This window comes from Lentzea sp. NPDC055074 (assembly GCF_053608005.1).
Map to the genome: position 1 here is coordinate 103,130 of NZ_JBSGUQ010000021.1, position 22,989 is coordinate 126,118.

Consider the following 22,989-nt stretch of genomic DNA (forward strand, 5'->3'; position numbering starts at 1 on the left):
GTCGGGGGAGCTTCGCCGAGCCAGAGAGTTCCGAGCCGCGCTGACATCCCACTGACACCGGCAGCCACCGATCTGTCAGGGCACACTGGAGTCATGAGCGACAGGTGGAAAGCGCTGCCCGACCGCCCGAAGCCCGAGGAGTGGGTGGCCGAGAAGGACACCAACCCGCTGCCCGGAGCCATCGAGGAGGCCGAGGCCGACCGCGAGCTCCGGGAAGCGCGTCAGGTGCTGGAACGAGGTTTCTGACTACTCGCAGGCCACGCCGTCGTTGTCGCGGTCGAGGGCCGAGCGGTAGCCGGGCTGGCCGCGGTAGAGCGGTGCCGCGCCCGCGGCCTTCGCGGCGGCGCAGTTCGCGAAGTACGCGGGCGCCGGAGCAGGGGGTGCGGGCGCCGGTTCCGGTTGCGGCACAACGGGTTGCGGCACGACAGGCTGGGGTGCCACCGGTGCGGGCGCGGGCTTCACGTCGAGCCCGCCGCACGACGGTCCCCAGAACCCCAGCGAGGCCTGCTTGGCGGCGGTCTCCGCGACCTGGATCGCCGACTCCGCCCCGGCGACCGCGCGGGCGGCCCCCTGGCTGACCGCGAGCACCGCGTAGTCCTTGCCGTCAGCCAGTTTCAGGCTCGACGCCGCGACCTGGACAGGCTTGCCCACCAGGGTCTTCGTCGCGAACTCCACAGCGGACGTGGCCCAGCACTCGCCGGGCTGCGCCAATGCGGACAGCACCACCTTGGCGCCGTTGGACAACACCACCGTGCGTCCGTCCACAACGGACTGCACTGTCACCGGCGGTGGCGTGGTCGTCGTCGTGGCACTGGTGGTCGTGGTCGTGGTCGTCGTGGAGACGTCGGCAGCGAGCTTCGTGGGCGCCTGCGTGCCACAGGCGGACACCGCCACCAGGAAACCGGCCACGATCGCGGCTTCCTTGGCCAGCTTCGGGAAAACGGTCATGGCCGCCACATCGCGACCTCCGCCGCACCTCGTTACACAAGTCCATTCGACTGCGCATAAAGCGCGGCCTGCGTGCGGTCGCGCAACCCGAGCCGGCCGAGGATGCGCGAGATGTGGTTCTTCACCGTGCCCTCGGACAGGTAGAGGCGCTCGGCGATCTCCTTGTTCGTGGCCCCGCCCGCCACCAGCCGCAGCACCTCGACCTCGCGCACGGTCAGCGGTTCACGGCGGCTGTCCGACCGGTCGAGCACCGCCGCCAGCCGGGCCGCCGCGGCCGGGTCGAACTGGGCGACGCCCGCCGCGGCGAGCCTGACCGCGGCTGCGAGATCCTGGGACGGCAGGTCCTTGAGCAGGTACCCGGTCGCGCCCGCCCGCAGCGAGCGCACCACGTAGTCCTCGTCGTCGAACGTCGTCAGCATGACGACCTTGCAGGCGGGCGCGCGTCTGCGCAGCACCGCCACCGCCTCCACGCCGTCGAGTCCCGGCATCCGCACGTCCATCAGCACCACGTCCGGCGCGAGCGTCACCGCCTGCTCCACGGCCTCGTGCCCGTCCGCGGCCGTGCCGACGACCTCGATGCCGGGTTGCAGCCCGAGCAACGACGCGATGCCCTCCCGGATCAGCCGCTGGTCGTCGACGACCAGCACGCGCGTCACTCGGCCCTCGCCACGGGGATCGTGACGGTCAGCCGCGTACCGGCCGTCGTGCTGGTGAGGTCGACCCGTCCGCCGGCCAGCGCGACCCGTTCCCTCATCCCGAGCAACCCGAACCCCTCCGCCGCCGCACCCATGCCCCGTCCATCATCGGCCACGGTCAGCCGTGCCCGCTCGGCGTCGAGTTCGACCGCGACGTCGATGCGCGTGGCGGCGGCGTGACGGCGCGAGTTCGTGATGCCCTCCTGCGCCGCCCGGTACAACGCGTGCAGCGCGCCGGTGTCGTGCGACTCGGGCGAACCGCTCACCGTCAACGTCACGTCCCCTTGTCCCGCAACGAGTTCGTCCAGTGCGGCCGGCAGCTGGAACGACCGCAGCGACCGGACCGACTCGCGCACCTCGCCCAACGCCCGCCGCGCCGACCGTTCCGCGTCCAGCACGGCGGCCTTCGCCGTGCCCGGCTCGCGCTCGTGGAACGCGGAGGCCTTCTCCAGCAACACCACGATCGCCGTCAGGTGGTGCCCGAGGTCGTCGTGCAGGTCCCTGGCGACCCGCGCCCGTTCCGCCGCCGCCGACAGCTCCGCGACCGTCCGATGCGACTCCTGCAACCGAATCCGCCCGTCACGCTCCCGCACCGCCACTGCGGCCATCGTGAGCGTGAGCACCAGTCCCACGACGAACATCACCAGGTCCGACACCTGCTCGACGTGCGCGTACCAGCCCGGCGTGCTCACCACGGCCGTTGCGAGACAGGCCGCCGCCAGCCCGATCGCCACACCCCGTCCGAACGCGAAGTAGGCCGTGAACGGCACCAGCAGCAACAACAGCCGGGCCAGCCCGGATCCGTCCACAAAGGCCAGTCCAACGTACAACGCGGCCCGCAGCACCAACAACCCGGCGGCCACACGCCGAGGCGTCCGCACCGGATACCGCCGGAACTCGGCGAGATCCAGCACCACCAGCACCGCCAGCCCGCCGACCAGCAACGGCACGGTGGTGTCGCCGAGCCCGGCCAGCGCGGCGTACGCCCCCGCGACCAGCACGGCGGCGCACATCACCGGCGAGACCCAGAACGCCGGCCGCGAGGTGTACATGCCGCTCAGGCTAGTGCCGGACGCGCCGACCACACGGTCTTGGACAACCACACCAGCACCGCGGCGCACACGACGTGGACCACCGCGGACACCGGCGTGTCCGGCAGCACCGCGAACACGGCCAGCAGCACGAAGCTGATCCCGTACCCCCAGGCCGGCACCGCAGGGAACACCCCGGCCCGCACCATCGACACCCCGAACAACACGGTGCCGGCCACGAACACGAGCGACCCGGCCTTCAGCACCACCTGCGTCAGCGGCGCGGGCGCACCGGGTTCCAGGAAGAAGATCACCAGGTTCAACGCGAACGCCACCCCGGTGAACACCCCCAGCCCCAGCAGGTTCGCACCGAACGCGAACGCCCCGAACCGTCCGGACGCGTGCGCCTGATGCCCGTGCAACGCCAGCACCGCGGGAGCCCCGAACGCCGTCCCCAGCCCGATCACCGCACTGGTGAACGCCGTCTCCCCGGTGAAGGCCTCCACGGCCCCAGGCACCCCGATCGACAACGCGAGCACGACCCCGCACGCAGCACCGAACCTCGGCAAGAAGATCTTGTTGTCCGTCACGCCACCGACGCTAGGGACGCCACACCCGTGCCCCGAAGTCCCGACCGGCCACTCCGGACGCCGAAGGTCATGCCGCACGGGGTGCCCATCGGCACGTGCCGTTCGGCGGTGGGCACCGTCGAAGGTAGCGACTGCAGCAGTTGACATTGCAGCGACTGCAAGGTCGAGGATGCAGGCATGGACGAACCGCTCACCATCGGCCGGCTGGCACGCCGCACGGGCATCTCCGCCCGCACGCTGCGCTTCTGGTCGAACGAGGGGGTCATCACCCCGACAGCCCGCTCCGCGGGCGGCTACCGCCTCTACGACGCCGCCTGCGTGGCCCGCGTAGAGCTCATCCGCACCCTGCGCGAACTGGGCCTGGGGCTGGACGACGTGCGCCGGGTGCTCGAGCGCGGCGCCTCGGTGGCCGAGATCGCGGACGCCCACGTGACCGCGATCGACGCGCAGATCCGTGCCCTGAAGGTGAGCCGGGCCGTCCTGTCCACGGTGTCGAAACGCCGTTCCACCCTCGAGGAGACAGCACTGATGAACCGCCTGGCAAGGCTCTCCGCAGCCGAACGAGCCCAGATCATCGACGACTTCAAAGCAGGCGTCTTCGACCGCCTGAACATCGACCCGGCACTACGCGAACGAGTACGAGAACTCCGCATCGACCTGCCCGACGACCCCACCCCGGACCAGGTGGACGCCTGGATCGAACTGGCGGAACTGGTGCAGGACCAGGACTTCCGCACCCGCCTCGGCACCTTCCTGGAGCTCAACACCCCGGTCCCGGGCCAGAAGGCACCACCAGGCGCGACCATCTGGTGGGCCCGCCAGGTGGTGAACACCGTCACCCAGGCCAGGGAGAAGGGCATCACCCCCGACGACCCCGCCGCGTCCGAGCTGATCGCCACCGCCTTCGGCGACACCGACCTGAGCGCCGTGCTGGCTTCGCTGGAGGCCGGAATCGACGCGAGCGCGGAACGGTATCGCCGCCTGGTCGGCCGCGTGCGGGGACAGCGCAGCGCGCCGGACGCGACCGAAGAACTGCACTGGCTGGCGACAGCGCTGCGGAATGTCACCGAAGGAGAAGCCGCACGGCATTGAGTTCTACAACGCGTCTTCAGAAAGAATGCTGCTCATTGCGGCCAGAACAGCAAGAAACCCGCCTGACCAGCGAATTCGCCAGATCAGACGGGTTCTTCTCCAAGTGGAGCTGAGGGGACTCGAACCCCTGACCCTCACACTGCCAGTGTGATGCGCTACCAGCTGCGCCACAGCCCCTTGAAGGTCCACGTTCCCGCCGGGTTTCCCCGTCGTTCTCGTGTGGCTATACCGTACAACACCCCTGCCACAAGATAAAAATCGGGCCCCCCAGAACCACATCGGCCCTGGTTAAACCGGGTTCCGGCCACACCCCGCGATCACAAATCGCCAGCTGGGACATCACCGTCCGCAAAGACGTGACGCGCGGCACACACGACCCGAAGGGCCGCGCACACCGCGCGTCGAAGTCCATTGAGGACACCGGCCTACTTGGTCAGGTCGGACAGCCAGTTCTTGTTGTCCAGGTCGACGAGCTTGCCGCCGGCGGCCACGCTCGGCGTCCCCCGGAAGCGGCCCGACTCGGGGTCGCGCAGCGCCGGGTCGTTGCTGGTCTTGGACATCAGCTCACCGAGCTGCGACTTGTAGGTCTGGTTCTGCACGCACGACTCGAAGGTCGCGGAGGTGACGCCGACCTCCTTGCCCAGCTTGATGAGCTGGTCCTTGGTGTAGCCGGCGTCGCCTTCCTCGGGCTGCTTGTTGAACAGCGCCGCGTGGAACGCGTTGAACTTGCCGTCGTCGGCCACGCACAGGGCGGCGTTGGCGGACTCGGTCGAGTAGCCCTCCGGCGAGGAGAGGCGGTCGAGCATCGGCAGGATGTTGTAGCGGATCTTGACCTTGCCGTCCTCGACGGCCTTCTTGATGTCGGTGCCGTAGGTCTTCTCGAACGTGCCGCAGATCGGGCACAGGAAGTCCTCGTACACGTCGACCGTCACGGTGGCCGTGTCCTTGCCGACCAGGACGGTGTTGCCCTCGCGGACGGCCGGCGCGGAGATCGTGTGATCGGCCGGGGCCAGCGGGATCGCGTCGGTGGCCGACGTGGAGGGCTTCATCTGCTGGAAGATCACGTAACCGATGACGGCGACGGCCAGCACCGCCACCACGGCGATGCCCGCGATCACCTTGGTGCGGTCGGAACCGCTCGACGAACGAGCCTGGACCACCGCACGCGCGGCCTGCTTCTTCTTCCGCGCACTGCGCTCTGCTCCACCCACGGCGACGAGCGTAGCGACACAAACTAAAAGAAAGCTGAGCGCGCAATCACGCTTCCGGGTGACGAGGCTTGCCACCGACGCGTTCGCCGGTCGGGACCTCGGCGCTCTCGTCGAGGGCGCCGCATTCGGGAGCGACGGCGGCGGCCGTGTGGTCGTCCTCATGTGTGGGCAGGGTCTCGGGGGCGACGAGCCAGAAACCCACCGCGAGCAGCAGCGAGGCGCCGGTGATGGCGAACGACGCGCCGAAGCCGAACGAGTCGGCCAGCACGCCCGCGGTCATCGGGCCGATGATCGCGCCCAGGTCCGACACCATCTGGAAGCCCGCGAGCACGGGTCCGCCCTTGCCGCGCGCGCCGATGACGTCGGCCACCACGGCGTTCTGCGGCGGGTTCAGGAGCCCGGCGCCCGCGCCCGCGATCAGCGAGGCCGCCATGAACGTCCACAGGTCGCCGGTGAAGCCCATCCACACCGTCGCGAGGCCGCTGACGACCAGGCCGACGATGGCGACGGGTTTGCGGCCGCGGGTGTCGGCGATCCGGCCGGACAGGAACAGCATCGCGGCGTTGCCGGCCGCGAACACCGACATCGAGATGCCCGCCACGGCCGCGCTGTGCTCCAGCGCCTCGATGACGAACACCGGCACCAGCGAGATCCGCACGCCGAACACGGCCCAGCCGTTCGCGAACCCGGACGCCAGCGCCGCCCGGTACGCGGGGTGCCGTGCGGCTTCACGCACCGTCATGGGCACTTCGGTGTTGGTCTTGTCGAGCGCCGTCAGCGTCGACCGCCTGAGGAAGAACCAGACCACGAACGCCGCGAGGCACAGCAACAGGCCGTACGACACGAACGGCACCCACAGCCCGAACGGCACGAGCCCCGCACCGATGATCGGTCCGGCGATGTTGCCGATGAGGAAGCCCGCCGCCCACATGCCCGACGCCCGCCCGCGCAACGCGGCCGGCGTGATCCGGATCAGCAGCCCGAGCGCGGCGACGGTGAACATCGTCGACCCGACACCGGCCAGCGCCCGCCACAACAGCATCTCGGTGTAGCTGGTCGAGAACCCGCACATCGCGGTGCCGACCGCCACGATCAAGATGCCCACGATGTACACGCGTGGCTCGCCGAACCGGTTGACCAGCTTGCCGCTGACCGGCGCGAACGCCAGTCGAACGAACGCGAAAGCGCTGATCAGAGCCGCGACGGCGGTGTGACCGACGCCGAACGAGGACGCGTACACCGGCAGAACGGGTGCCACGATCCCGAAACCCACGGCGATGATGAAGCTCGCCGCGACCAGAACCCACACCTCGACCGGCAACCGCTCGCGCACAAAGCCTCCCTTAGCCCTGCTAAGGATATGTCACGCGGCAACTAAGTAATTCAGTCGAGCAGCTCATCCACCCTGCGTACATAAGCAGTCACGGGATACGCCGCAACGAACCCGCACGCCTCGGCGAAACGCTCCCCCGGACCCTCGTCCACCTGCGACGCGACCAGCATCGCGCCCGAAGTGCGCAAAGCGGACACCGCTGACACCACCAGCGACCGCCCCACGCCCCGCCGACGCCGCGCCGGCCGCACCACGCACTGCTCGACCAGGCCCACACCGCGTTCGGCGAACCCCGACACGAACCCGCCGATCCGGTCGCCGTCGTCCGCCACCAGCACCAGGCACCGCGGGTCGTCCAGCCGGTGCCCGAGCCACCGGCCGAGCCGCTCCCGGTTCCCGACCAGCTCGTCCGACAGCAGCTCGACGATCCCCGGCAGGTCCGCGTCGACCGCCCGCCGGACCCCCGCGGAGGCCGACGCGGGCCCGCGGTGAACGACGGTCAGCAGCTCCTCGATCGCGTACCAGCCGGAGTCGTCGGCGATGCCCTCGATCTCGTCCACGGTGGTCGGCGACGCGTACACGACGGCCTCCGCGCGCCCCACCGCGGCGAACGTGTGCTCGAGCTGCAGCAGCGTCGACGCGACCTCGACCGACGTCCCGTCGAGCGCGCACCCGAAGTTGCCGGACGGCAGCGGGTTCTCGCGGTTGATCACCACGGCCGCGCTGCCGACCTTGCCCACCTTGCCGTACCGGACGGCACCGGACGCGAGTCGTGCTCCCTCGACCAGGATCGCGAGCGAGCGGGACTGGTAGGGATCGAGCAACTCCGGGTCGTCCGGGTCGCGCAACGGGTCAACCAACGCGGCGGTCCTTCCACTGGGCTCCCGGACGCAAGGCGCAGTCCACGAGGAACACCCCAATCGTCGCCCACGACAGGGGCGCCAGCACAGCCGAGACCTCCGGCTGCCCGACCCGCCGGACGAACTCGCGGTGCGGCACGGCCTGCGCGCACCACGCCAGCCACGACCACGGCGACCGCCACCGCAGCACCGGGACCAGCCCGTACGCGAGGTGCAGCAGCCCCACCACCAGCAGCAACGGCCGCCCCCACGGCCCGAACATCTCCCGGGACGCCGGCTGGACGCTCTTGCGCAACGACCGCCAGCAGTCCGCGAACGTGTCGATCCCCGACGTGGTCAGCAGCATCGAGGCGTCGAGGAACCGCACGACCCCGCCGGAGTCCCTGATCAACGTGCCCAGCCCCACGTCGTCCGCGTGGGTCCCGGCGAGCTCCTCCCACCCGCCGGCGGCGTCGAACGCGGCCCTGCGCACCAGCACGCAGTGGCCGACCGCGAGCGCCGTGGCCCCGCGTCCGTCCGGCGGCGAGCCCTCGAACACCAGCGTGTTGAACGCGGGCAGCAGGAACCACCAGGCGGGCCCGGTGCCGCGGCCCGACGACGACACGAGGTCCGCGCCCAGTTCCCCGGCCGACGCCACCAGCCGTCCGACGAGGTCGGGTGTGCAGGTCACGTCGGCGTCGACGAACAGCAACCACTCCTCGTCCCGAGCGGCCCGAACACCGAGGTGCATCGCGTGCGTCTTCCCGGCCCAGCCCGGCGGAGGTCCAGACGACTCGACCACCTCCGCGCCCAGGGCCCGGGCAACGGCGGCCGTCGCGTCCCCGGAAGCGTCGTCCACCACCACGACGCGCACACCCGGCTGTCCCACCAGGCCGGGCAACAACCGCGGCAACGTGGCTTCCTCGTTGCGTGCGGGCACCACGGCCAGCACGGAGGCCGTCACCGACGACGCCGACACCTCCGGCACGTGCCGCCATTGCCGGACGGTCCGCCAGGACCGCACCGAGGACAGGACCCCGGATGCCACGCCGATCATCCCCATCCACCAACCCTGACACACTCGACGTCGTGCACCTGCCTGATCTCCCGGTCAAGTCCGTCCTCCCCCAGCTCCTGGAGCAGCTCCGGGAACGCGGAGCGGCCGTGCTCGTCGCACCGCCGGGAACCGGCAAGACGACGCTGGTGCCGCTGGCCCTCGAAAGCGCCTTCGAGGGCAAGGTCGTCGTGGCCGAGCCGCGCCGGATCGCCGCGCGAGCCGCCGCCGCGCGCATGGCGAGCCTGCTGGGCGAACCGGTCGGCCAGACCGTCGGCTACTCGGTGAGGGGCGATCGCAAGGTCGGCAAGAACACCCGCATCGAGGTCGTGACCAGCGGTCTTCTCGTCCGCAGGCTCCAGCACGACCAGGAGCTCAAGGGCGTCGGCACGGTCCTGCTGGACGAGTGCCACGAACGCCACCTCGACGCCGACCTCCTGCTCGCGCTGCTCCTGGACGCCAAGGCGGGCCTGCGCCCGGACCTGAGGCTCCTCGCCACGAGCGCGACCGTTGCGGCACAACGCCTTTCGGACCTGCTCGACGCCCCGGTCCTGCACACCGAGTCCCGCATGTTCCCGACGGCGCTCACCTACGTCCCGCCCACGCGCAACGAGCACATCGAGAACACGGTCGCGAGGGCCATCAACAGAGCACTGTCCGAAGTGGACGGCGACGTGCTCGCGTTCCTGCCCGGTGTCAAGGAGATCAACCGCACCGCGCGCCTGCTCAACGCCGAGACCGTGATCCTGCACGGTCAGCTCAACTCCCAGACGCAGGACGCCGCGCTCAAACGAGGCGACCACCAACGGGTCGTGCTCGCCACGAGCATCGCCGAGTCCAGCCTCACCGTCCCCGGCGTGCGGGCGGTCGTGGACGCGGGACTCGCCAGGGTCCCGCGGGTGGACCACCGCAGGGGTCTCGCGGGCCTCACCACGATCCGGGTCTCCCAGGCGGTCGCCGACCAGCGCGCCGGACGTGCGGGCCGCGAGGCGCCGGGCCGGGTCTACCGCTGCTGGCCCGAGCACGAGCACTCGACGCTGCCCCGCTACCCGGAACCGGAGATCAAGACCGCCGACCTGACGAGGCTCGCCCTCGAGCTGGCCGTCTGGGGCACCCCGGACGGCAGCGCCCTGAACTGGTGGGACGCCCCGCCGGAGGGTGCGCTCAAGGCAGCGCAGGAGACCCTCGACGCCATCGGCGCGCTCGAACCAGGCCGCCGCGACCGCATCGCGAGCGTCGGCCTGCACCCCCGGCTCGGCCGCGCCCTCATCGACGGCAGCGCGCTCGCGGGCAACCGGACCGCCGCCGAGGTCGTGGCGTTGCTCGACGACAGCACGCACACGTCCACGAGCGACCTCGCGACGGCGCTGAAGGCCCCCGGCAAGTGGCGCCAGGAAGCCAAGAAGCTGGAGAAGCTCGGCAGCAACCCGGCGGGCAACGGCGACCCCGCGCTCGTCGTCGCCCTCGCCTACCCGGAACGGCTCGCGAAGCGCCGTTCCAAGAACAGCACCGTCTACCTGATGGCGAACGGCACCGCCGTCGAGCACACCGACTCGCACCACAAGTGGCTCGCGATCGCGATCGCCGACCGCGAACCGGGCAGCAAGCACGGCCGCGTCCGGCTCGCCGCGCCGGCCGACGAGGAGCTCGCCGTCACCGCCGCCCAGGCCCTCGTGCACACCGAGGACGACATCCGGTGGAGCGGCGACGTCGTCGCGAACGAGGTCCGCAAGCTCGGCGCGATCACCCTCGACGAACGTCCGCTGAACGACCTCGCCAAGTCGCAGCAGGCACTCCGCCTCGGCCTGGAGACCGAGGGCCTGGGCCTGCTGAAGTGGCCCGACAGCGCGCTACGGCTGCGCGAGCGGATGGCGTTCCTGCACCGCACCCGCGACTGGCCGAGCGTCGACGACGAGGCCCTGGTCCGCGCTATCGACCTCGGCAAGGCGAAGAAGCGGTCCGACCTGGCCAAGATCGACACGACGGCGCTGCTGCGGAGCCTGCTGCCGTACCCGGAGGCGGCGGAGTTCGACAAGCTCGCACCCGAGCGCATCGGCCAGGGCAAGATCGACTACACGCAGGACCAGCCCGTGCTCTCCGTGCGCATCCAGGACGCCATGAAGTGGGCCGACACGCCGCTCATCGCAGGTGTCCCGGTGGTCGTGCACCTGCTGTCGCCCGCCGGCCGCCCGACGGCCGTGACCAGCGACCTGAGGTCGTTCTGGCGCAACGGCTACCTGCGCGTCCGCAGCGAGCTCAAGGGCCGCTACCCCAAGCACCACTGGCCCGAGCGCCCGTGGGACAAGAGCAAGTGAACCATCAGGAACCGAACAACGTTTACCTCTCTTATGGCGCACATAGCGGTCTTCCTCGTGCCGGAGCGCGGGCACTTCCTGCCCTCGCTCGGGATGATCGCCGAGCTCGTGCGCCGCGGCCACCGGGTGAGCTGCCCGGCCACCGCGCCGTTCACCGCCGCCGTCACCGAGTGCGGTGCGACCGCGATCCCCTGCGGCACAACGATTCCCGACGAGCTGCCCAGCTCGCTCTACGACGCCACCCGGCTCGCGCTCACCGAGGCGGAGTCGGCGTTGCCACAGCTCGAGGGAACGTTCCGCGACGACCCGCCGGACCTCGTCGTGTGGGACCTCGCGGCCTGGTCCGGCGGTGTCATCGCGCACCGGCTGGAGGTGCCGAACGTGGTGCTGGAAGTGCTGCTGAGCAGCAACGAGCACTGGTCGATCGGCCCCGAGGTGCTGGCGCCGCGCACGTTCGGCCCCGACGCGATCGAGTTCTTCACCAGGGTGCACGGTTTCCTGGGCAGCTCGCTGCCGGAGTTCGTCTCGGGAGCGCGCCGCCGGATCGCCCTGTTCCCCCGGGAGTTCCAGCCGCAGGGCCACACGTTCGACGACGGCGTCGCGTTCACCGGCCCGTGCCTGACCAGCCGGGCGTTCCAGGGCACGTGGGCCCCTCCGCCGGACCGGCCGGTGGTGCTCGCGACGACGGGCACGCAGGTGTGCGCGGACGCGGCGCGCGGCATGCCGTGGCACCTCGTCACGAAGGGCGAGGTCCTGAGCCCCGCGATGAACGTCGAGACGCACGACGAGGTGCCGCAGCTCGCGGTGCTGGAGCACGCCAGCGTGTTCGTGACTCGCGGGGGCATGGGCGGGGTGATGGAGGCGCTGCACCACGGCGTCCCGATGATCGTCGTGCCGCACATGACCGACCAGCGGCTCAACGGCCAGCGGGTCGAGGAGCTGGGGCTCGGTGTGCTGCTCGACACGGTGACCGTGGAGGGCGTGCGCTCGTTGGTGAGTCAGCTGACGTCGGATTCCGCGATTTCCGCGCGGGTGAAGGACATGCAGCGCATGATTGCGCGGGCGGGCGGCAGCACATCCGCCGCGGACGTCGTCGAGGAGGAACTGGCGCGGTGAGACGAGTCTGGGACGACGCGGTCCGCACGCTCGGCGGTACGCCGGACGCGGGCGATCTGATGGAGCGCTACGCCGAACCGCACCGGACCTACCACAACACGTTCCACGTGGTGTCCGTCGTCCGCGACTCGTCGGCGCTGGCCGACGCGTTCGCGTTCACGGTGGAGGAACGCGCGATCCTCGCCTTGGCGGCCTGCGCGCACGACGTGATCTACGACGGCAAGCCCGGTGAGGACGAACGCGCGTCGGCCGCGTGGGCCCGCGAACGCCTGGCGGGCGTGGACGACGCGCACGTCGGCCGAGTGGAGTCGCTCGTGCTGGCCACGATCACGCACTCGTCCGACGACCCGCTGGCGCACGTGCTGCTCGACGCCGACCTGGCCATCCTCGGTTCGGAGCCGGAGCACTACGACCGCTACAGCCAGGCCGTGCGCCAGGAGTACGCGCAGTACGACGAGCCGACGTGGCGGGCGGGCCGCGCGAAGGTGCTCAGGACCCTGCTGGACCGCGAGACGCTGTACGTGAGCGAGCCCGCGCGGCAGCGCTGGGACGCCGCCGCGCGGAGCAACCTCGCCCGTGAGCTTCAGTCCCTGGCCTGAACCTCGAGGCGCGCCTTCCGCACGCTGTACCCGAAGTAGACGACGAACCCGAGGGCCATCCAGGCGAGGAACGCGATCCACGTCTCCAGCCCGAGGCTGAACATCATGTAGACGCAGAACGCCAGGCCCAGCAACGGCGTCACGGGCGAGAGCGGCACCCGGAAGCTGCGCTCGCGGTCCGGTTCGGTGCGCCGCAGGATGATCACCGCGATGTTGACCAGCCCGAACGCGAACAACGTGCCGATGCTCGTCGCGTCGGCCAGCGCCCCCAGCGGCACCAGCGCGGCCAGCACGGCGATGAACAACCCGACCACGACCGTGTTCGCGAACGGCACACCGGTGCGCGGGCTGAGCTTCGAGAAGATCGACGGCACCAGGCCGTCGCGTGACATCGCGTAGAGGATGCGCGTCTGTCCGTAGAGGACGGTCAGCACCACCGACGTGATCGCGACGACGGCACCGATCGACAGCAGGATCGGCCAGATCGTGCTCCCGGTGTTGTCCGTCAGCACCCGCGCCAGCGCCGCCTCCGTGCCCTCGAACGTCTGCCACGGCATCGCCCCGACCGCGGCCAGCGCCACCGCGCAGTACAGCGCGGTGACCACGACCAGCGAGATGATGATCGCGCGCGGCAGGTCGCGCTGCGGGTTCCTGGCCTCCTCACCGGCGGTCGACGCGGCGTCGAACCCGATGTAGGAGAAGAACAACGTGGCCGCGCCGGCACTCATCCCGGCCAGTCCCAACGGGAACAGCGGCGCGAAGTTGCCCGCCCGGAACGCGGTGAACGCGACCGCGCAGAACATCAGCAGCGCGCCGACCTTCACCCACACCAGCACGGTGTTGGTGCGAGCACTGCCCTTCGCGCCACCGAGCAGCACCAGCATCGAGATCACGACGACCAGCACGGCGGGCACGTTGACGATCCCGCCGTCACCCGGCGGCTGGCTCAGCACGTCCGGAATCCGCAGCCCCGTCACCAGGTGCAGCAACTCGTTGACGTACTGCCCCCATCCGACGGCCACCGCCGCGACCGACACCCCGTACTCCAGCACGAGACACCAGCCGCAGACCCACGCGACGATCTCGCCGAGTGTCGCGTAGGTGTAGGAGTACGAGGAACCGGACGCGGGGATCAGGCCCGCGAGCTCGGCGTACGACAGCGCGGAGAACAACGCGGTGATGCCCGCCAGCACGAACGACAGCACGATCGCGGGCCCCGCCTGCGGCACCGCCTCTCCCAGCACGACGAAGATGCCGGTGCCGAGCGTGGCACCGATGCTGATCATCGTGAGGTGGCCGACACCCATGGTGCGCTTGAGTTCGCTGCCGGGATGAGTCAGCTGGTCGATCGGCTTGCGCCGCAACACCCGCGCCCCGATGCGCTGTTGGTTGCTCATCAGGACAACCTAACGGTCACCGATGGAACTGGCGGCCACCACCAGGCCGGAACGTGCGGCGGTAGGTGTCCGGCGGCACACCGACGGTCCGGTGGAAGTGCCGCCGCAACGTCGTGGCCGTGCCCATCCCGGACGCCTCCGCGATCTGGTCGACGCTGTCGTCCGTCATCTCCAGCAATTCCTGCGCGCGCCGGATCCGCTGGACGTGCAACCACTGCAACGGCGTGGTGCCCGTCACGGTCCGGAAGAGCCGCGCGAGGTGCCGCGAGCTCATGCCGGCCTGCCGGGCCATGTCCTCGACGGTGATCATCTGGTCGAACCGCGACGAGACCCAGTCGAACAGCTCGGTGAGCGGATGCCCCTCCCCGGACGGCACCGGCGCCAGCACGAACTGCGCCTGCCCACCGTCCCGATGCGGCGGCACGACGAGCCGGCGCGCCGCCGTGTTCGCCGTAGCGGCCCCGAAGTCACTGCGGATCACGTGCAGGCTCAGGTCGATCGCCGCCGCCTTGCCCGCACTCGTCAGCACCTGCCCGTTGTCGACGTAGAGCACGTCCGGATCGACTTCAACCCGCGGATACCGCCGCGCCAACTGCTCGGTGTGCGCCCAGTGCGTAGTGGCCCGCAACCCGTCGAGCAGCCCGGCCTCGGCCAGCACGAACGCCCCGGTGCACAGCGACACGATCCGCGCTCCCTTGCCGTGCGCCGCCTTCACCGCCTCGACCAACCGCGGATCGAGCGGTTGCTCCACGTCCTCGATCGCAGGCACGACCACCGTGTCCGCCTCGACGAGCCGATCGAGCGGCAGGTCGGGTTCCAGCGTGAACCTGCCGAGACGAGCCGCCTCGTCCCCGCAGATCCGCACGTCGTAGTCGAGCTGCGGCGCGGTGAAGATCTCGTAGGTGGCGGTCAGCTCGAAGTGCAGCATCCCGCTGCCGACAGCGAACGCAAGCATGTCCGAAATTGTACGCATCAGGTCGTTCCGGACACTGTTCTCAACTCGCCCCCGCAGGTTGACTGATCACATGGGACACAAGATCGCGGTCTACGGCGCCTCCGGCCTCACAGGCAACTTCGTCGTGGCAGAACTGGAAAAACGAGGCCACACCCCACTCCCGTTCGGCCGCGCACAGGCGACCACCGACAACCCGGCAGCCCTGGACCAGGCCCTGACCGGCGCCGAAGCAGTGATCAACACAGCGGGCCCGTTCGCCATCACCGCCGCCCCGCTGCTGGCCGCGGCAGAACGAGCCGGCATCCCGTACGTGGACGTGGCAGCCGAGATCGAGGCGAACGCGGACACGTTCGCCAGAGGAGCCAAGATCCCGGCGGTACCGGCGATGGCGTTCTTCGGCGGCCTGTCCGACCTGCTGGTGACCGCGGCGATGGCCGACTGGACCACGGCTGACGAGGCCCACATCGCCTACAACCTGAGCGGCTGGCAGCCCAGCCCGGGAACCCTGGCCGCGGGCAAGGTCTCGCGAGACCGCCGCAACGGCCAACGAGTCCGCTTCCACAACGGAAGCCTGACCTACCACGACGAAACCCCGCCGACCGTGTCCTGGAGCTTCCCCAGCCAGGCCCGGCAGGTGATCGCGGAGTTCTCGATGGCCGACATCGTCACGGTGCCCAGCCACCTGCAGATCCCGTCGGTGACCAACTACATGTCAGCCGAAGCCGCCTCAGGCCTGCAAGCCGCAGCAGAACGCCGAGAACCAGAAACCTTCGAGATCGACGTCCGCGTACGCCGAGCAGGCGAAGAACGCAGAACGACCGCATCGGGCAACGACATCTACGCCACAACCGCCCCACTGGCAGTAGAGGCAGCAGAACGCCTGCTGTCAGGCCGCTACAACGTCACAGGCGTGGCATCAGCAGGCGCGATGTTCAACGCAACAGACTTCCTGACCACCCTGCACTTGGCCTGATGGGCAGCCGAGGTCGCGAAGCGACGAGGCGGCCGGGGGTCCGGGGGCGAGCCCCCGGCGTGGGGGTCTGGGGGCTCGGCCCCCAGAGGACACCCGAGAACGAGAAAGGGCGAGTGCTGCCCACGAGCAGCACTCGCCCATCGAGTGGAGGTGCCGGGAATCGAACCCGGGTCCTGTGCCGGTTCATCAGGGCTTCTCCGTGCGCAGTCCGCTGTGTCTCTGCTTGACCCCACCTGTCACGCGAACGAGCAGGTGTGACGGGCCCAGTCGCTGTGAGTTTCCCTAACAGTCTCCGCGACCGAGACTGCAGGTAAGCCCTCTAGCTGATGCCGGGAACTAGGCCGAAGGCACTCCTAGGCCGACAACCGCTAGCTCCGCTGTCAGGCAGCGAGAGCGTACGCGGTGCGCTTGTCGTTAGACGTGGCGCTTATTGGTTTGCGATGACGCTTAACGGTGGTCTCTCGCCTGCACCGGCACGCTTCCCCTGAATCAACGTTCACAGTCGAAACCGTTCACCCCCTGGTAGTGGTTGCACCTAGCATAACGACTGGGGCCAACGAGTTCTTCCCGAGGCAGGTAGGGCTGTCCCCACCTTCGACCGGATGGCTGGCCAGATGGTCTCTGACCAGCGGTAACGACACCATGGACGTCATGAGGAAACCGAACGCGCTCGCAGCCGGGTTCTACCTGCTGACCAACCTGGTGACCGGCATCTTCTGGTTCACCCTCACCGTCGTGCTGACGGTCGTCGGGTTCGCGACGTCGATCCTCTGGGTCGGTCTGCCGATCCTGTGGGCGTCCATGTACGTCGTGCGGGGTGGCGCGACGATGGAGCGGGCGTGGGTGAGGGCGGCGTTGCGCACGGACATCCCGCAGCCGTACCGCGCGACGCCGGAGGGCACCCTCTGGCAGCGCTGGAAGTCCCAGTTCACGGATCCGGCGACGTGGCGCGACTTCGGTTACCTCGTGCTGCTCCTGCCGGTAGGCGTCCTCGAGTTCGCCTCCGTGCTCGCCATGTGGTCGGTCGCGGCGGCGTTCATCGCGGTGCCGTTCTGGATCGGCGAGGCGCCGTTCGCGGTGATCGTGGGTGAGTTCTGGACGATCGACTCGTTCGTGTCGGCGCTGCCGGTGTCGCTGATCGGGCTGGCGTTGATCCCGTTCGCGGCGATCGGCACCCGGTGGCTCGGGTCGGTGCACGGCAAGTTCGCGCGCGGCATGCTCGGTCCGACGCGAGCGGACGCTCTGGCGATCGAGGCGGAACGTCTCCAGTCGAGCCGGGCGCGTGGTGTCGAGGCGGCCGAGGCGGAGCGCCGGCGCATCGAACGCGACCTGCACGACGGCGCCCAGCAGCGGCTGGTGGCGGTGGCGATGGGGCTGGGCCGGGCGAAGTCCAAGATGGACAGCGACCCGGAGGGCGCCGCCGAGCTGATCGCGGAGGCGCACGCGGACGCGAAGCTCGCCATCAAGGAACTGAGGGACCTGGCGCGGGGCATCTACCCGTCGGTCCTGGGTGACCGGGGGCTCGACGCCGCATTGTCCGCGCTCGCCGCCCGTGTGCCGATCGAGGTCGACCTGCAGGTCAACGTGGACCCGCGGCCACCGACGTCGGTGGAGAGCGCCGCGTACTTCACCGTCGGCGAGGCGCTCACGAACATCACCAAGCACTCCAACGGCACCAAGGCGACCGTGCGGGTCAACAGGGTGGACACCGGGGTGCTGGTCGAGGTCACCGACAACGGTCAGGGTGGCGCGGAGGTGAGGCCGGGCGGCGGGCTCGCCGGGCTCGCGGACCGGGCTGCCACGATCGACGGTGTGGTTGTCGTCGTCAGCCCCTCTGGTGGGCCGACCGTTATTCGAGCGGAGTTGCCGTGCGCGTGGTGATCGCCGAGGACTCGGTGCTGCTGAGGGTGGGCGTGCAGCGGTTGCTCGCCGACGAGGGCATCGAGACCGTCGCAGCGGTGGAGAACGGTGACGACCTGCTGGACGCCGTCACCGAGCACAAGCCGGACCTGTGCGTGGTGGACGTGCGGATGCCGCCGACGTTCACCGACGAGGGCCTGCGGGCCGCCATCGAGTGCCGCCGCCGCTATCCGGGGCTGCCGGTGCTGGTGCTCTCGCAGTACGTCGAGGAGCGCTACGCCGTGGAGCTCCTGGCGGGCGGTGCGAGCGGCGTCGGTTATCTGCTCAAGGAGAGGGTCGCGGACGTGAAGGAGTTCGTCGACGCGGTGCGCCGGGTCGCCGACGGTGGCACGAGCATCGACCACGAGGTGATCACGCAGCTCATGGTGCGCAGCAAGAAGAGCCCGGTCGACAAGCTGACGCCCCGCGAACGCGAGGTGCTGGGGCTGATGGCGCAGGGCCTGTCGAACACGGCCATCGCCGGCACGCTCGTGGTGTCCGACGGCGCCGTCGAGAAGCACGTCGGCAACATCTTCGCGAAGCTCGGCCTGGAGCCGTCGAACTCCGAGCACCGCCGCGTGCGCGCCGTGCTGGCCTACCTCGACAGCTGAAGCAGACGGGCGCCGTTGTCGTGCAGCACCGCCTGCTCGGCCGCGGCGTCCAGGCCCCACGAGCGGATGGCGTCGATCTGCGTCTCGTAGGGGTACGGGATGTTCGGGAAGTCGCTGCCCAGCACCACCCGGTCGACGAGCCCCGCGATCCGCGAACGCCAGTCCGGCGGCAGCGGCGTCATCTGCTCGGTGAACGGAACGCCGACCATCGTCGTGTCGACGTGCACGTTCCGATAGCGCTCCACGAGGTCCAACGCGCCTGAGTAGTCCGGCATCCCGGCGTGCGCGAGGACGGCCGTCAGCCGCGGATGCTTCTTCAGCACCTCTTCGAAGACGCCGAGCCCGGTGAACTCCCCCGGCATCGGCCCGTCACCGCAGTGCACGACCACGGGCACGCCGGCCTCCGCCAACTGGCCCCAGACGCCGTCCAGCAGCGCGTCACGCGGGTCGTAGGCACCGACCTGGACGTGCGACTTGAAGCAGCGCGCACCGGCCTCCAGGGCCTTGCGCACGTACGCCTCGGCGCCCGGTTCCGCGTAGAACGTGCCCGTCGGCACCGCCTCGGGGACCCGTGCCGCGAAGTCGGCCACCCAGTCGTTCAGCCAGTCGGCCATGCCGGGCCGGTGCGGGTAGAGCAGGGGTGCGAACGCGACGACGCCCAGCTCCCGCAGTGCGGTGAGCCGGGCGTTCTCGTCGGTGCGGTACCGGATGCTCCAGTCGACCCCGGACTCGCGCACGCGGTCGAAGAAGGCCCAGACCTTGTCCAGGACGTTCTGCGGCATGAAGTGGACGTGGACGTCCACCAGTGCCATCAGTAGCGACCCTTCAGGGCGCGGCCGTGCGCCTTCGCGATCTCGCGGTTCGCGTCGCGCTTCGCCAGGTCCTGGCGCTTGTCGTAGGACTTCTTGCCCTTCGCGAGCGCGATCTCGACCTTGACGTAGCCGTCCTTGAAGTACATCTGCAGCGGCACGAGCGACAGACCGGACTCCTTGGTCTTGCCGATCAGCCGTTCGATCTCCGCCTTGTGCAGCAGCAGCTTGCGCTTGCGCCGGACCTCGTGGTTCGTCCAGGTGCCCGCGACGTACTCCGGGATGTGCAGCGCGTGCAGCCAGATCTCGCCGTCGTCGACCTGGGCGAAGGCGTCCACGAGGGACGCCCGTCCCATGCGCAGGCTCTTCACCTCGGTGCCGACGAGCTGAATGCCCGCCTCGTAGGTGTCCAGAATGGACCAGTCGTGCCGAGCCTTGCGGTTCGACGCGATGACCTTCTGCCCGCGTTCCTTGACCATGACGACCAGTCTAAATGCTCGGCAAAATACTTAAAGGCGCACGTAGAGACGCAGTGTCACGTAGCCGGTCGTCGCCGAGATGACTATCGCGACGAGGAACAGCCAGGGCGACACGATCAGGATGTCCAGGTAGCCGATCGGCGGGATGATGCCCGACTCGGTGAGGTTCCTGGTGATCCGGTCGAGGAAGAACGCCTTGAACAGCACCAGGCCGCCGACCGCGGTGACCGAGCCGATGATGCCCGCGACGACCGCCTCGATGAGGAACGGCAGCTGCGTGTACCACCGCGTCGCGCCCACCAGTCGCATGATGCCGACCTCGACGCGGCGGGTGAACGCCGACACCTGGATGGTGTTCGAGATCAGCAGCAGCGCGGCGAACGCCTGGATGAGCGCGAGGATCAGGGCGACGTCGCGCATGCCGTTGAGGCCCTCGAAGAACCTCTCCAGGAACTTGCCCTGGTCGTCGACGCCCTTCACACCGGGCTTGCCCTCGAAGGCCTGCTTGATGACGTCGGTGCGCTCCGGGTCCTCGAGCTTCACGCGGAACGTCGCCGGGATGGCTTCGGGACGCGCGAGCTTGAGCAGTTCCGGCTGGGCCTCGAAGATGCGCTTGAAGCGCTCGAAGCCCTCGTCGCGGTTCTGGAACACCACGGTCTCGACGCCGGACGTCTGCTCCAGGGCGGAGCGCAGGCCCGCGCACGGCTGCTGTGTGCAGTCCTTGTCGTTGGCGCTGACATCGTTCGTCAGCAGCACGGAGACCTCGAGCTTGCCCGCGTAGTTGGCCTGCATCTTGTCGACCATGCGGACGACGAGCAGGCCACCGCCGAGCAGCCCGAGCGAGATGGCGGTCGTGAGGATCATCGCGATCGTCATCGTGACGTTCCGGCGAAGTCCGGTGATGACCTCGCTGAACACGAAGCTGGTACGCATCGGGGGGCGGGTTCCTTGGGGTTTCGGGGACTAGGAGCGCTTAACGGCCAACGCCGTAAACGCCGCGCGCGTCATCACGGACGACCTTGCCGTACGACAGCTCCACCACTCGGCGGCGCATCGAGTCGACGATGCCGTGGTCGTGGGTGGCCATGATGACGGTCGTGCCGGTGCGGTTGATCCGCTCCAGCAGCAACATGATGTCCTGGCTCGTGTCGGGGTCCAGGTTTCCGGTCGGCTCGTCGGCGATCAGCACCAGCGGGCGGTTCACGAACGCGCGGGCGATCGCGACGCGCTGCTGCTCACCACCGGACAGCTCGGTCGGGAACCTGTCCTCCTTGCCGTCGAGGCCCACCAGCTGCAGCACCTCCGGCACCACCTTGACGATGGTGTTGCGGGGCTTGCCGATGACCTCGAGCGCGAAGGCGACGTTCTCGGCGACCGTCTTCGTGGGCAGAAGGCGGAAGTCCTGGAACACGCAGCCGATCGACTGCCGCAGGCGGGGGACCCTGCGCCGCGACATCTTGGCGACGTCGAAGTTGGAGACGTAGACGCGTCCCCTGGTCGGCACCTCTTCGCGCAGCAGCAGGCGCAGGAACGTCGACTTGCCGGAGCCCGAGGGCCCGATCAGGAAGACGAACTCGCCCTTCTCCATCTCGACGGACACGTCGTCGAGCGCAGGACGCGTGGAGGTCTTGTAGACCTTGGAAACGTGTTCGAGACGAATCACGAGGCGCGAGTCTACTCATGGCCGGGGTAAAGCCCCCGTTCCGGTTAACTTCCAGCCCCGGAAGGGCGGCCCGAACCTCGACGCGCCGTGTCCGACCAGGCACGACCCGTTCACGAAAAGAGCACGTCCGGCCCTCGTTCGGGGCTGAACGTGCTCTTCGACTCAGATCAGCGGACTAGCCCTGCTGGGACTGCTTGCGCCACCGGATGCCGGCCTCGAGGAAGTCGTCGATCTCCCCGTCGAGCACGGCGGACGGGTTGCCGACCTCGTGGTTGTTCCGCAGGTCCTTGACCATCTGGTACGGGTGCAGCACGTAGGAGCGCATCTGGTTGCCCCAGCTGGAACCGGAGTCCTTCAGCGCGTCCATCTTCGCCTGCTCCTCCTGCCGGCGGCGCTCGAGCAGCTTCGCCTGCAGGACGTTCATGGCCGTGGCCTTGTTCTGCAACTGCGAGCGCTCGTTCTGGCAGGACACCACGATGCCGGTCGGGATGTGCGTGAGGCGCACCGCCGAGTCCGTCGTGTTGACGCCCTGGCCGCCGGGGCCGGACGAGCGGTAGACGTCGACGCGCAGGTCCTTCTCGTCGATCTCGACGTGGTCGGTCTGCTCGACGACGGGCACGACCTCGACGCCGGCGAACGACGTCTGGCGGCGGCCCTGGTTGTCGAACGGCGAAATGCGCACGAGGCGGTGCGTGCCCTGCTCGACGCTCAACGTGCCGTAGGCGTAGGGCGCGCTGACGCGGAAGGTGGCGGACTTGATGCCCGCCTCTTCGGCGTAGGACGTGTCGAAGACGTCGACGCCGTAGTTGTGGCGCTCGGCCCAGCGCGAGTACATGCGCAGCAACATCTCGGCGAAGTCCGCGGCGTCGACGCCACCGGCCTCGGCGCGGATGGTGATGAGCGCGTTGCGCTCGTCGTACTCGCCGGACAGGAGTGTGCGCACCTCGAGGCTCGCGATCTCCTCGCGCAGCTTGACGCGGTCGTTGTCCGCGTCGGCGGCCGCCTCGGCGTCCTCGGCCTCTTCCGCGAGTTCGTAGAGCAGCGGCAGGTCGTCGAGGCGCGAGCGCAGGCCGGTGACCCGACGCAGCTCACCCTGCTTGTGGGAGAGCGCGCTGGTGACCTTCTGCGCCTTCTCCTGGTCGTCCCAGAGATCGGGGCGGGTCGCCTGCGCCTCCAGGTCCGCGACAGCGGCGCGCAGCGCATCGAGGTCCAGCACCGCCTCGATGCTCGAAAGAGTGGCGGAGAGGTCCTTGATGTCTGCTTCGACGTCCGGGTTCACGCAAAAAGATTACGCCAGCACCGGTCGCGGTACGCGACCGGTGCTTCGCACACGTGGTCACGACGTCTGCAGGCACCGCCAACGAGCAGCTGGTGGCACTT

General features: G+C 69.5%; 23 protein-coding genes, 1 tRNA gene and 1 other RNA gene. 8 read left to right on the top strand and 17 right to left on the bottom strand.

Going from position 1 to position 22,989, the window contains the following annotated elements; translation table 11 throughout:
- The first annotated feature begins 93 nt into the window (after nucleotides 1–93).
- The gene (locus ACWF7A_RS36065) at nucleotides 94–246 is read left to right on the top strand and encodes a hypothetical protein (RefSeq protein ID WP_452254985.1); all 153 of its coding nucleotides are present in this window, start codon (nucleotides 94–96) and stop codon (nucleotides 244–246) included.
- Here the strand turns inward: ACWF7A_RS36065 and ACWF7A_RS36070 are convergent, their stop codons facing one another.
- The 4 genes from ACWF7A_RS36070 to ACWF7A_RS36085 are packed head-to-tail and all read right to left on the bottom strand — an operon-like array spanning nucleotide 247 to nucleotide 3,264.
- A complete protein-coding gene (locus ACWF7A_RS36070; RefSeq protein ID WP_452254986.1) occupies nucleotides 247–948 on the bottom strand; it encodes an excalibur calcium-binding domain-containing protein in 702 nt (233 codons plus the stop codon).
- Between the two features lie 32 nt (nucleotides 949–980).
- The gene (locus tag ACWF7A_RS36075) at nucleotides 981–1,604 is read right to left on the bottom strand and encodes a response regulator transcription factor (RefSeq protein WP_452254987.1); all 624 of its coding nucleotides are present in this window, start codon (nucleotides 1,602–1,604) and stop codon (nucleotides 981–983) included.
- Entirely contained in the window at nucleotides 1,601–2,695 is a 1,095-nt protein-coding gene (locus tag ACWF7A_RS36080; protein ID WP_452254988.1) for a sensor histidine kinase, read from the bottom strand. The genes ACWF7A_RS36075 and ACWF7A_RS36080 overlap by 4 nt, the downstream gene beginning before the upstream one ends.
- A gap of 5 nt (nucleotides 2,696–2,700) precedes the next feature.
- Nucleotides 2,701–3,264, bottom strand: a complete 564-nt coding sequence (locus tag ACWF7A_RS36085) for a hypothetical protein (RefSeq protein WP_452254989.1) — start codon at nucleotides 3,262–3,264, stop codon at nucleotides 2,701–2,703.
- 177 nt (nucleotides 3,265–3,441) lie between these two features.
- Between ACWF7A_RS36085 and ACWF7A_RS36090 the strand changes: the two genes are divergently transcribed.
- On the top strand, nucleotides 3,442–4,356 hold the full coding sequence (locus ACWF7A_RS36090; protein WP_452254990.1) for a helix-turn-helix domain-containing protein: 915 nt from the start codon (nucleotides 3,442–3,444) through the stop codon (nucleotides 4,354–4,356).
- Nucleotides 4,357–4,460: 104 nt separating this feature from the next.
- Here the strand turns inward: ACWF7A_RS36090 and ACWF7A_RS36095 are convergent.
- From ACWF7A_RS36095 to ACWF7A_RS36115, 5 genes are all read right to left on the bottom strand, one after another.
- Nucleotides 4,461–4,533: transfer RNA gene (locus ACWF7A_RS36095), tRNA-Ala, on the bottom strand.
- Nucleotides 4,534–4,781: 248 nt separating this feature from the next.
- Nucleotides 4,782–5,567, bottom strand: a complete 786-nt coding sequence (locus tag ACWF7A_RS36100) for a DsbA family protein (protein WP_452254991.1) — start codon at nucleotides 5,565–5,567, stop codon at nucleotides 4,782–4,784.
- Between the two features lie 46 nt (nucleotides 5,568–5,613).
- Nucleotides 5,614–6,900 (bottom strand): MFS transporter, encoded by a 1,287-nt coding sequence (locus tag ACWF7A_RS36105; protein WP_452254992.1) that lies wholly within the window; start codon nucleotides 6,898–6,900, stop codon nucleotides 5,614–5,616.
- Nucleotides 6,901–6,950: 50 nt separating this feature from the next.
- Nucleotides 6,951–7,760, bottom strand: coding sequence for an N-acetyltransferase family protein (locus ACWF7A_RS36110; RefSeq protein WP_452254993.1), 810 nt, complete (start codon nucleotides 7,758–7,760; stop codon nucleotides 6,951–6,953).
- Entirely contained in the window at nucleotides 7,753–8,787 is a 1,035-nt protein-coding gene (locus ACWF7A_RS36115) for a glycosyltransferase (protein WP_452254994.1), read from the bottom strand. Before ACWF7A_RS36115 ends, ACWF7A_RS36110 begins: the two co-directional genes overlap by 8 nt.
- Between ACWF7A_RS36115 and hrpB the strand changes: the two genes are divergently transcribed.
- The 3 genes from hrpB to ACWF7A_RS36130 are packed head-to-tail and all read left to right on the top strand — an operon-like array spanning nucleotide 8,781 to nucleotide 12,823.
- Nucleotides 8,781–11,108 carry an ATP-dependent helicase HrpB gene (hrpB, locus tag ACWF7A_RS36120; RefSeq protein ID WP_452254995.1) on the top strand — a complete coding sequence of 776 codons (2,328 nt, stop codon included), beginning with the start codon at nucleotides 8,781–8,783 and terminating at the stop codon, nucleotides 11,106–11,108. The two genes, ACWF7A_RS36115 and hrpB, sit on opposite strands and share 7 nt — an antisense overlap.
- Before the next feature lie 33 nt (nucleotides 11,109–11,141).
- Nucleotides 11,142–12,224, top strand: a complete 1,083-nt coding sequence (locus ACWF7A_RS36125; protein WP_452254996.1) for a nucleotide disphospho-sugar-binding domain-containing protein — start codon at nucleotides 11,142–11,144, stop codon at nucleotides 12,222–12,224.
- Nucleotides 12,221–12,823: an HD domain-containing protein gene (locus ACWF7A_RS36130; protein ID WP_452254997.1), complete on the top strand. Its 603-nt coding sequence runs from the start codon at nucleotides 12,221–12,223 to the stop codon at nucleotides 12,821–12,823. Before ACWF7A_RS36125 ends, ACWF7A_RS36130 begins: the two co-directional genes overlap by 4 nt.
- On the opposite strand, the gene ACWF7A_RS36135 is transcribed toward ACWF7A_RS36130, so the two are convergent.
- Both ACWF7A_RS36135 and ACWF7A_RS36140 read right to left on the bottom strand, forming a co-directional pair.
- Entirely contained in the window at nucleotides 12,808–14,220 is a 1,413-nt protein-coding gene (locus ACWF7A_RS36135; protein WP_452254998.1) for an amino acid permease, read from the bottom strand. The two genes, ACWF7A_RS36130 and ACWF7A_RS36135, sit on opposite strands and share 16 nt — an antisense overlap.
- A gap of 16 nt (nucleotides 14,221–14,236) precedes the next feature.
- Nucleotides 14,237–15,193, bottom strand: coding sequence for a GlxA family transcriptional regulator (locus ACWF7A_RS36140; protein WP_452254999.1), 957 nt, complete (start codon nucleotides 15,191–15,193; stop codon nucleotides 14,237–14,239).
- Nucleotides 15,194–15,245: 52 nt separating this feature from the next.
- On the opposite strand from ACWF7A_RS36140, the gene ACWF7A_RS36145 reads away from it, so the two are divergent.
- Complete coding sequence (locus ACWF7A_RS36145; protein WP_452255045.1) at nucleotides 15,246–16,148, top strand: saccharopine dehydrogenase; 903 nt, start codon at nucleotides 15,246–15,248, stop codon at nucleotides 16,146–16,148.
- Between the two features lie 142 nt (nucleotides 16,149–16,290).
- Here ACWF7A_RS36145 and ssrA read toward each other — a convergent pair.
- Nucleotides 16,291–16,668, bottom strand: a transfer-messenger RNA (tmRNA) gene (gene ssrA, locus ACWF7A_RS36150).
- 122 nt (nucleotides 16,669–16,790) lie between these two features.
- Between ssrA and ACWF7A_RS36155 the strand changes: the two genes are divergently transcribed.
- Complete coding sequence (locus ACWF7A_RS36155; protein WP_452255000.1) at nucleotides 16,791–18,029, top strand: sensor histidine kinase; 1,239 nt, start codon at nucleotides 16,791–16,793, stop codon at nucleotides 18,027–18,029.
- On the top strand, nucleotides 18,017–18,658 hold the full coding sequence (locus ACWF7A_RS36160) for a response regulator transcription factor (protein ID WP_452255001.1): 642 nt from the start codon (nucleotides 18,017–18,019) through the stop codon (nucleotides 18,656–18,658). The genes ACWF7A_RS36155 and ACWF7A_RS36160 overlap by 13 nt, the downstream gene beginning before the upstream one ends.
- On the opposite strand, the gene ACWF7A_RS36165 is transcribed toward ACWF7A_RS36160, so the two are convergent.
- The 5 genes from ACWF7A_RS36165 to prfB all read right to left on the bottom strand — a co-directional run bounded on the left by ACWF7A_RS36165 (nucleotide 18,643) and on the right by prfB (nucleotide 22,888).
- Entirely contained in the window at nucleotides 18,643–19,470 is an 828-nt protein-coding gene (locus ACWF7A_RS36165; protein ID WP_452255002.1) for an amidohydrolase family protein, read from the bottom strand. The genes ACWF7A_RS36160 and ACWF7A_RS36165 overlap by 16 nt on opposite strands.
- Nucleotides 19,470–19,946 carry an SsrA-binding protein SmpB gene (gene smpB / locus ACWF7A_RS36170; protein WP_189160483.1) on the bottom strand — a complete coding sequence of 159 codons (477 nt, stop codon included), beginning with the start codon at nucleotides 19,944–19,946 and terminating at the stop codon, nucleotides 19,470–19,472. The genes ACWF7A_RS36165 and smpB overlap by 1 nt, the downstream gene beginning before the upstream one ends.
- A 30-nt stretch (nucleotides 19,947–19,976) precedes the next feature.
- Nucleotides 19,977–20,879 (bottom strand): permease-like cell division protein FtsX, encoded by a 903-nt coding sequence (ftsX, locus tag ACWF7A_RS36175; protein ID WP_439663516.1) that lies wholly within the window; start codon nucleotides 20,877–20,879, stop codon nucleotides 19,977–19,979.
- Between the two features lie 40 nt (nucleotides 20,880–20,919).
- Nucleotides 20,920–21,609 carry a cell division ATP-binding protein FtsE gene (ftsE, locus tag ACWF7A_RS36180; protein WP_030470385.1) on the bottom strand — a complete coding sequence of 230 codons (690 nt, stop codon included), beginning with the start codon at nucleotides 21,607–21,609 and terminating at the stop codon, nucleotides 20,920–20,922.
- A 175-nt stretch (nucleotides 21,610–21,784) separates the two neighbouring features.
- The gene (gene prfB / locus ACWF7A_RS36185) at nucleotides 21,785–22,888 is read right to left on the bottom strand and encodes a peptide chain release factor 2 (RefSeq protein ID WP_452255003.1); all 1,104 of its coding nucleotides are present in this window, start codon (nucleotides 22,886–22,888) and stop codon (nucleotides 21,785–21,787) included.
- Between the last annotated feature and the right edge of the window lie 101 nt (nucleotides 22,889–22,989).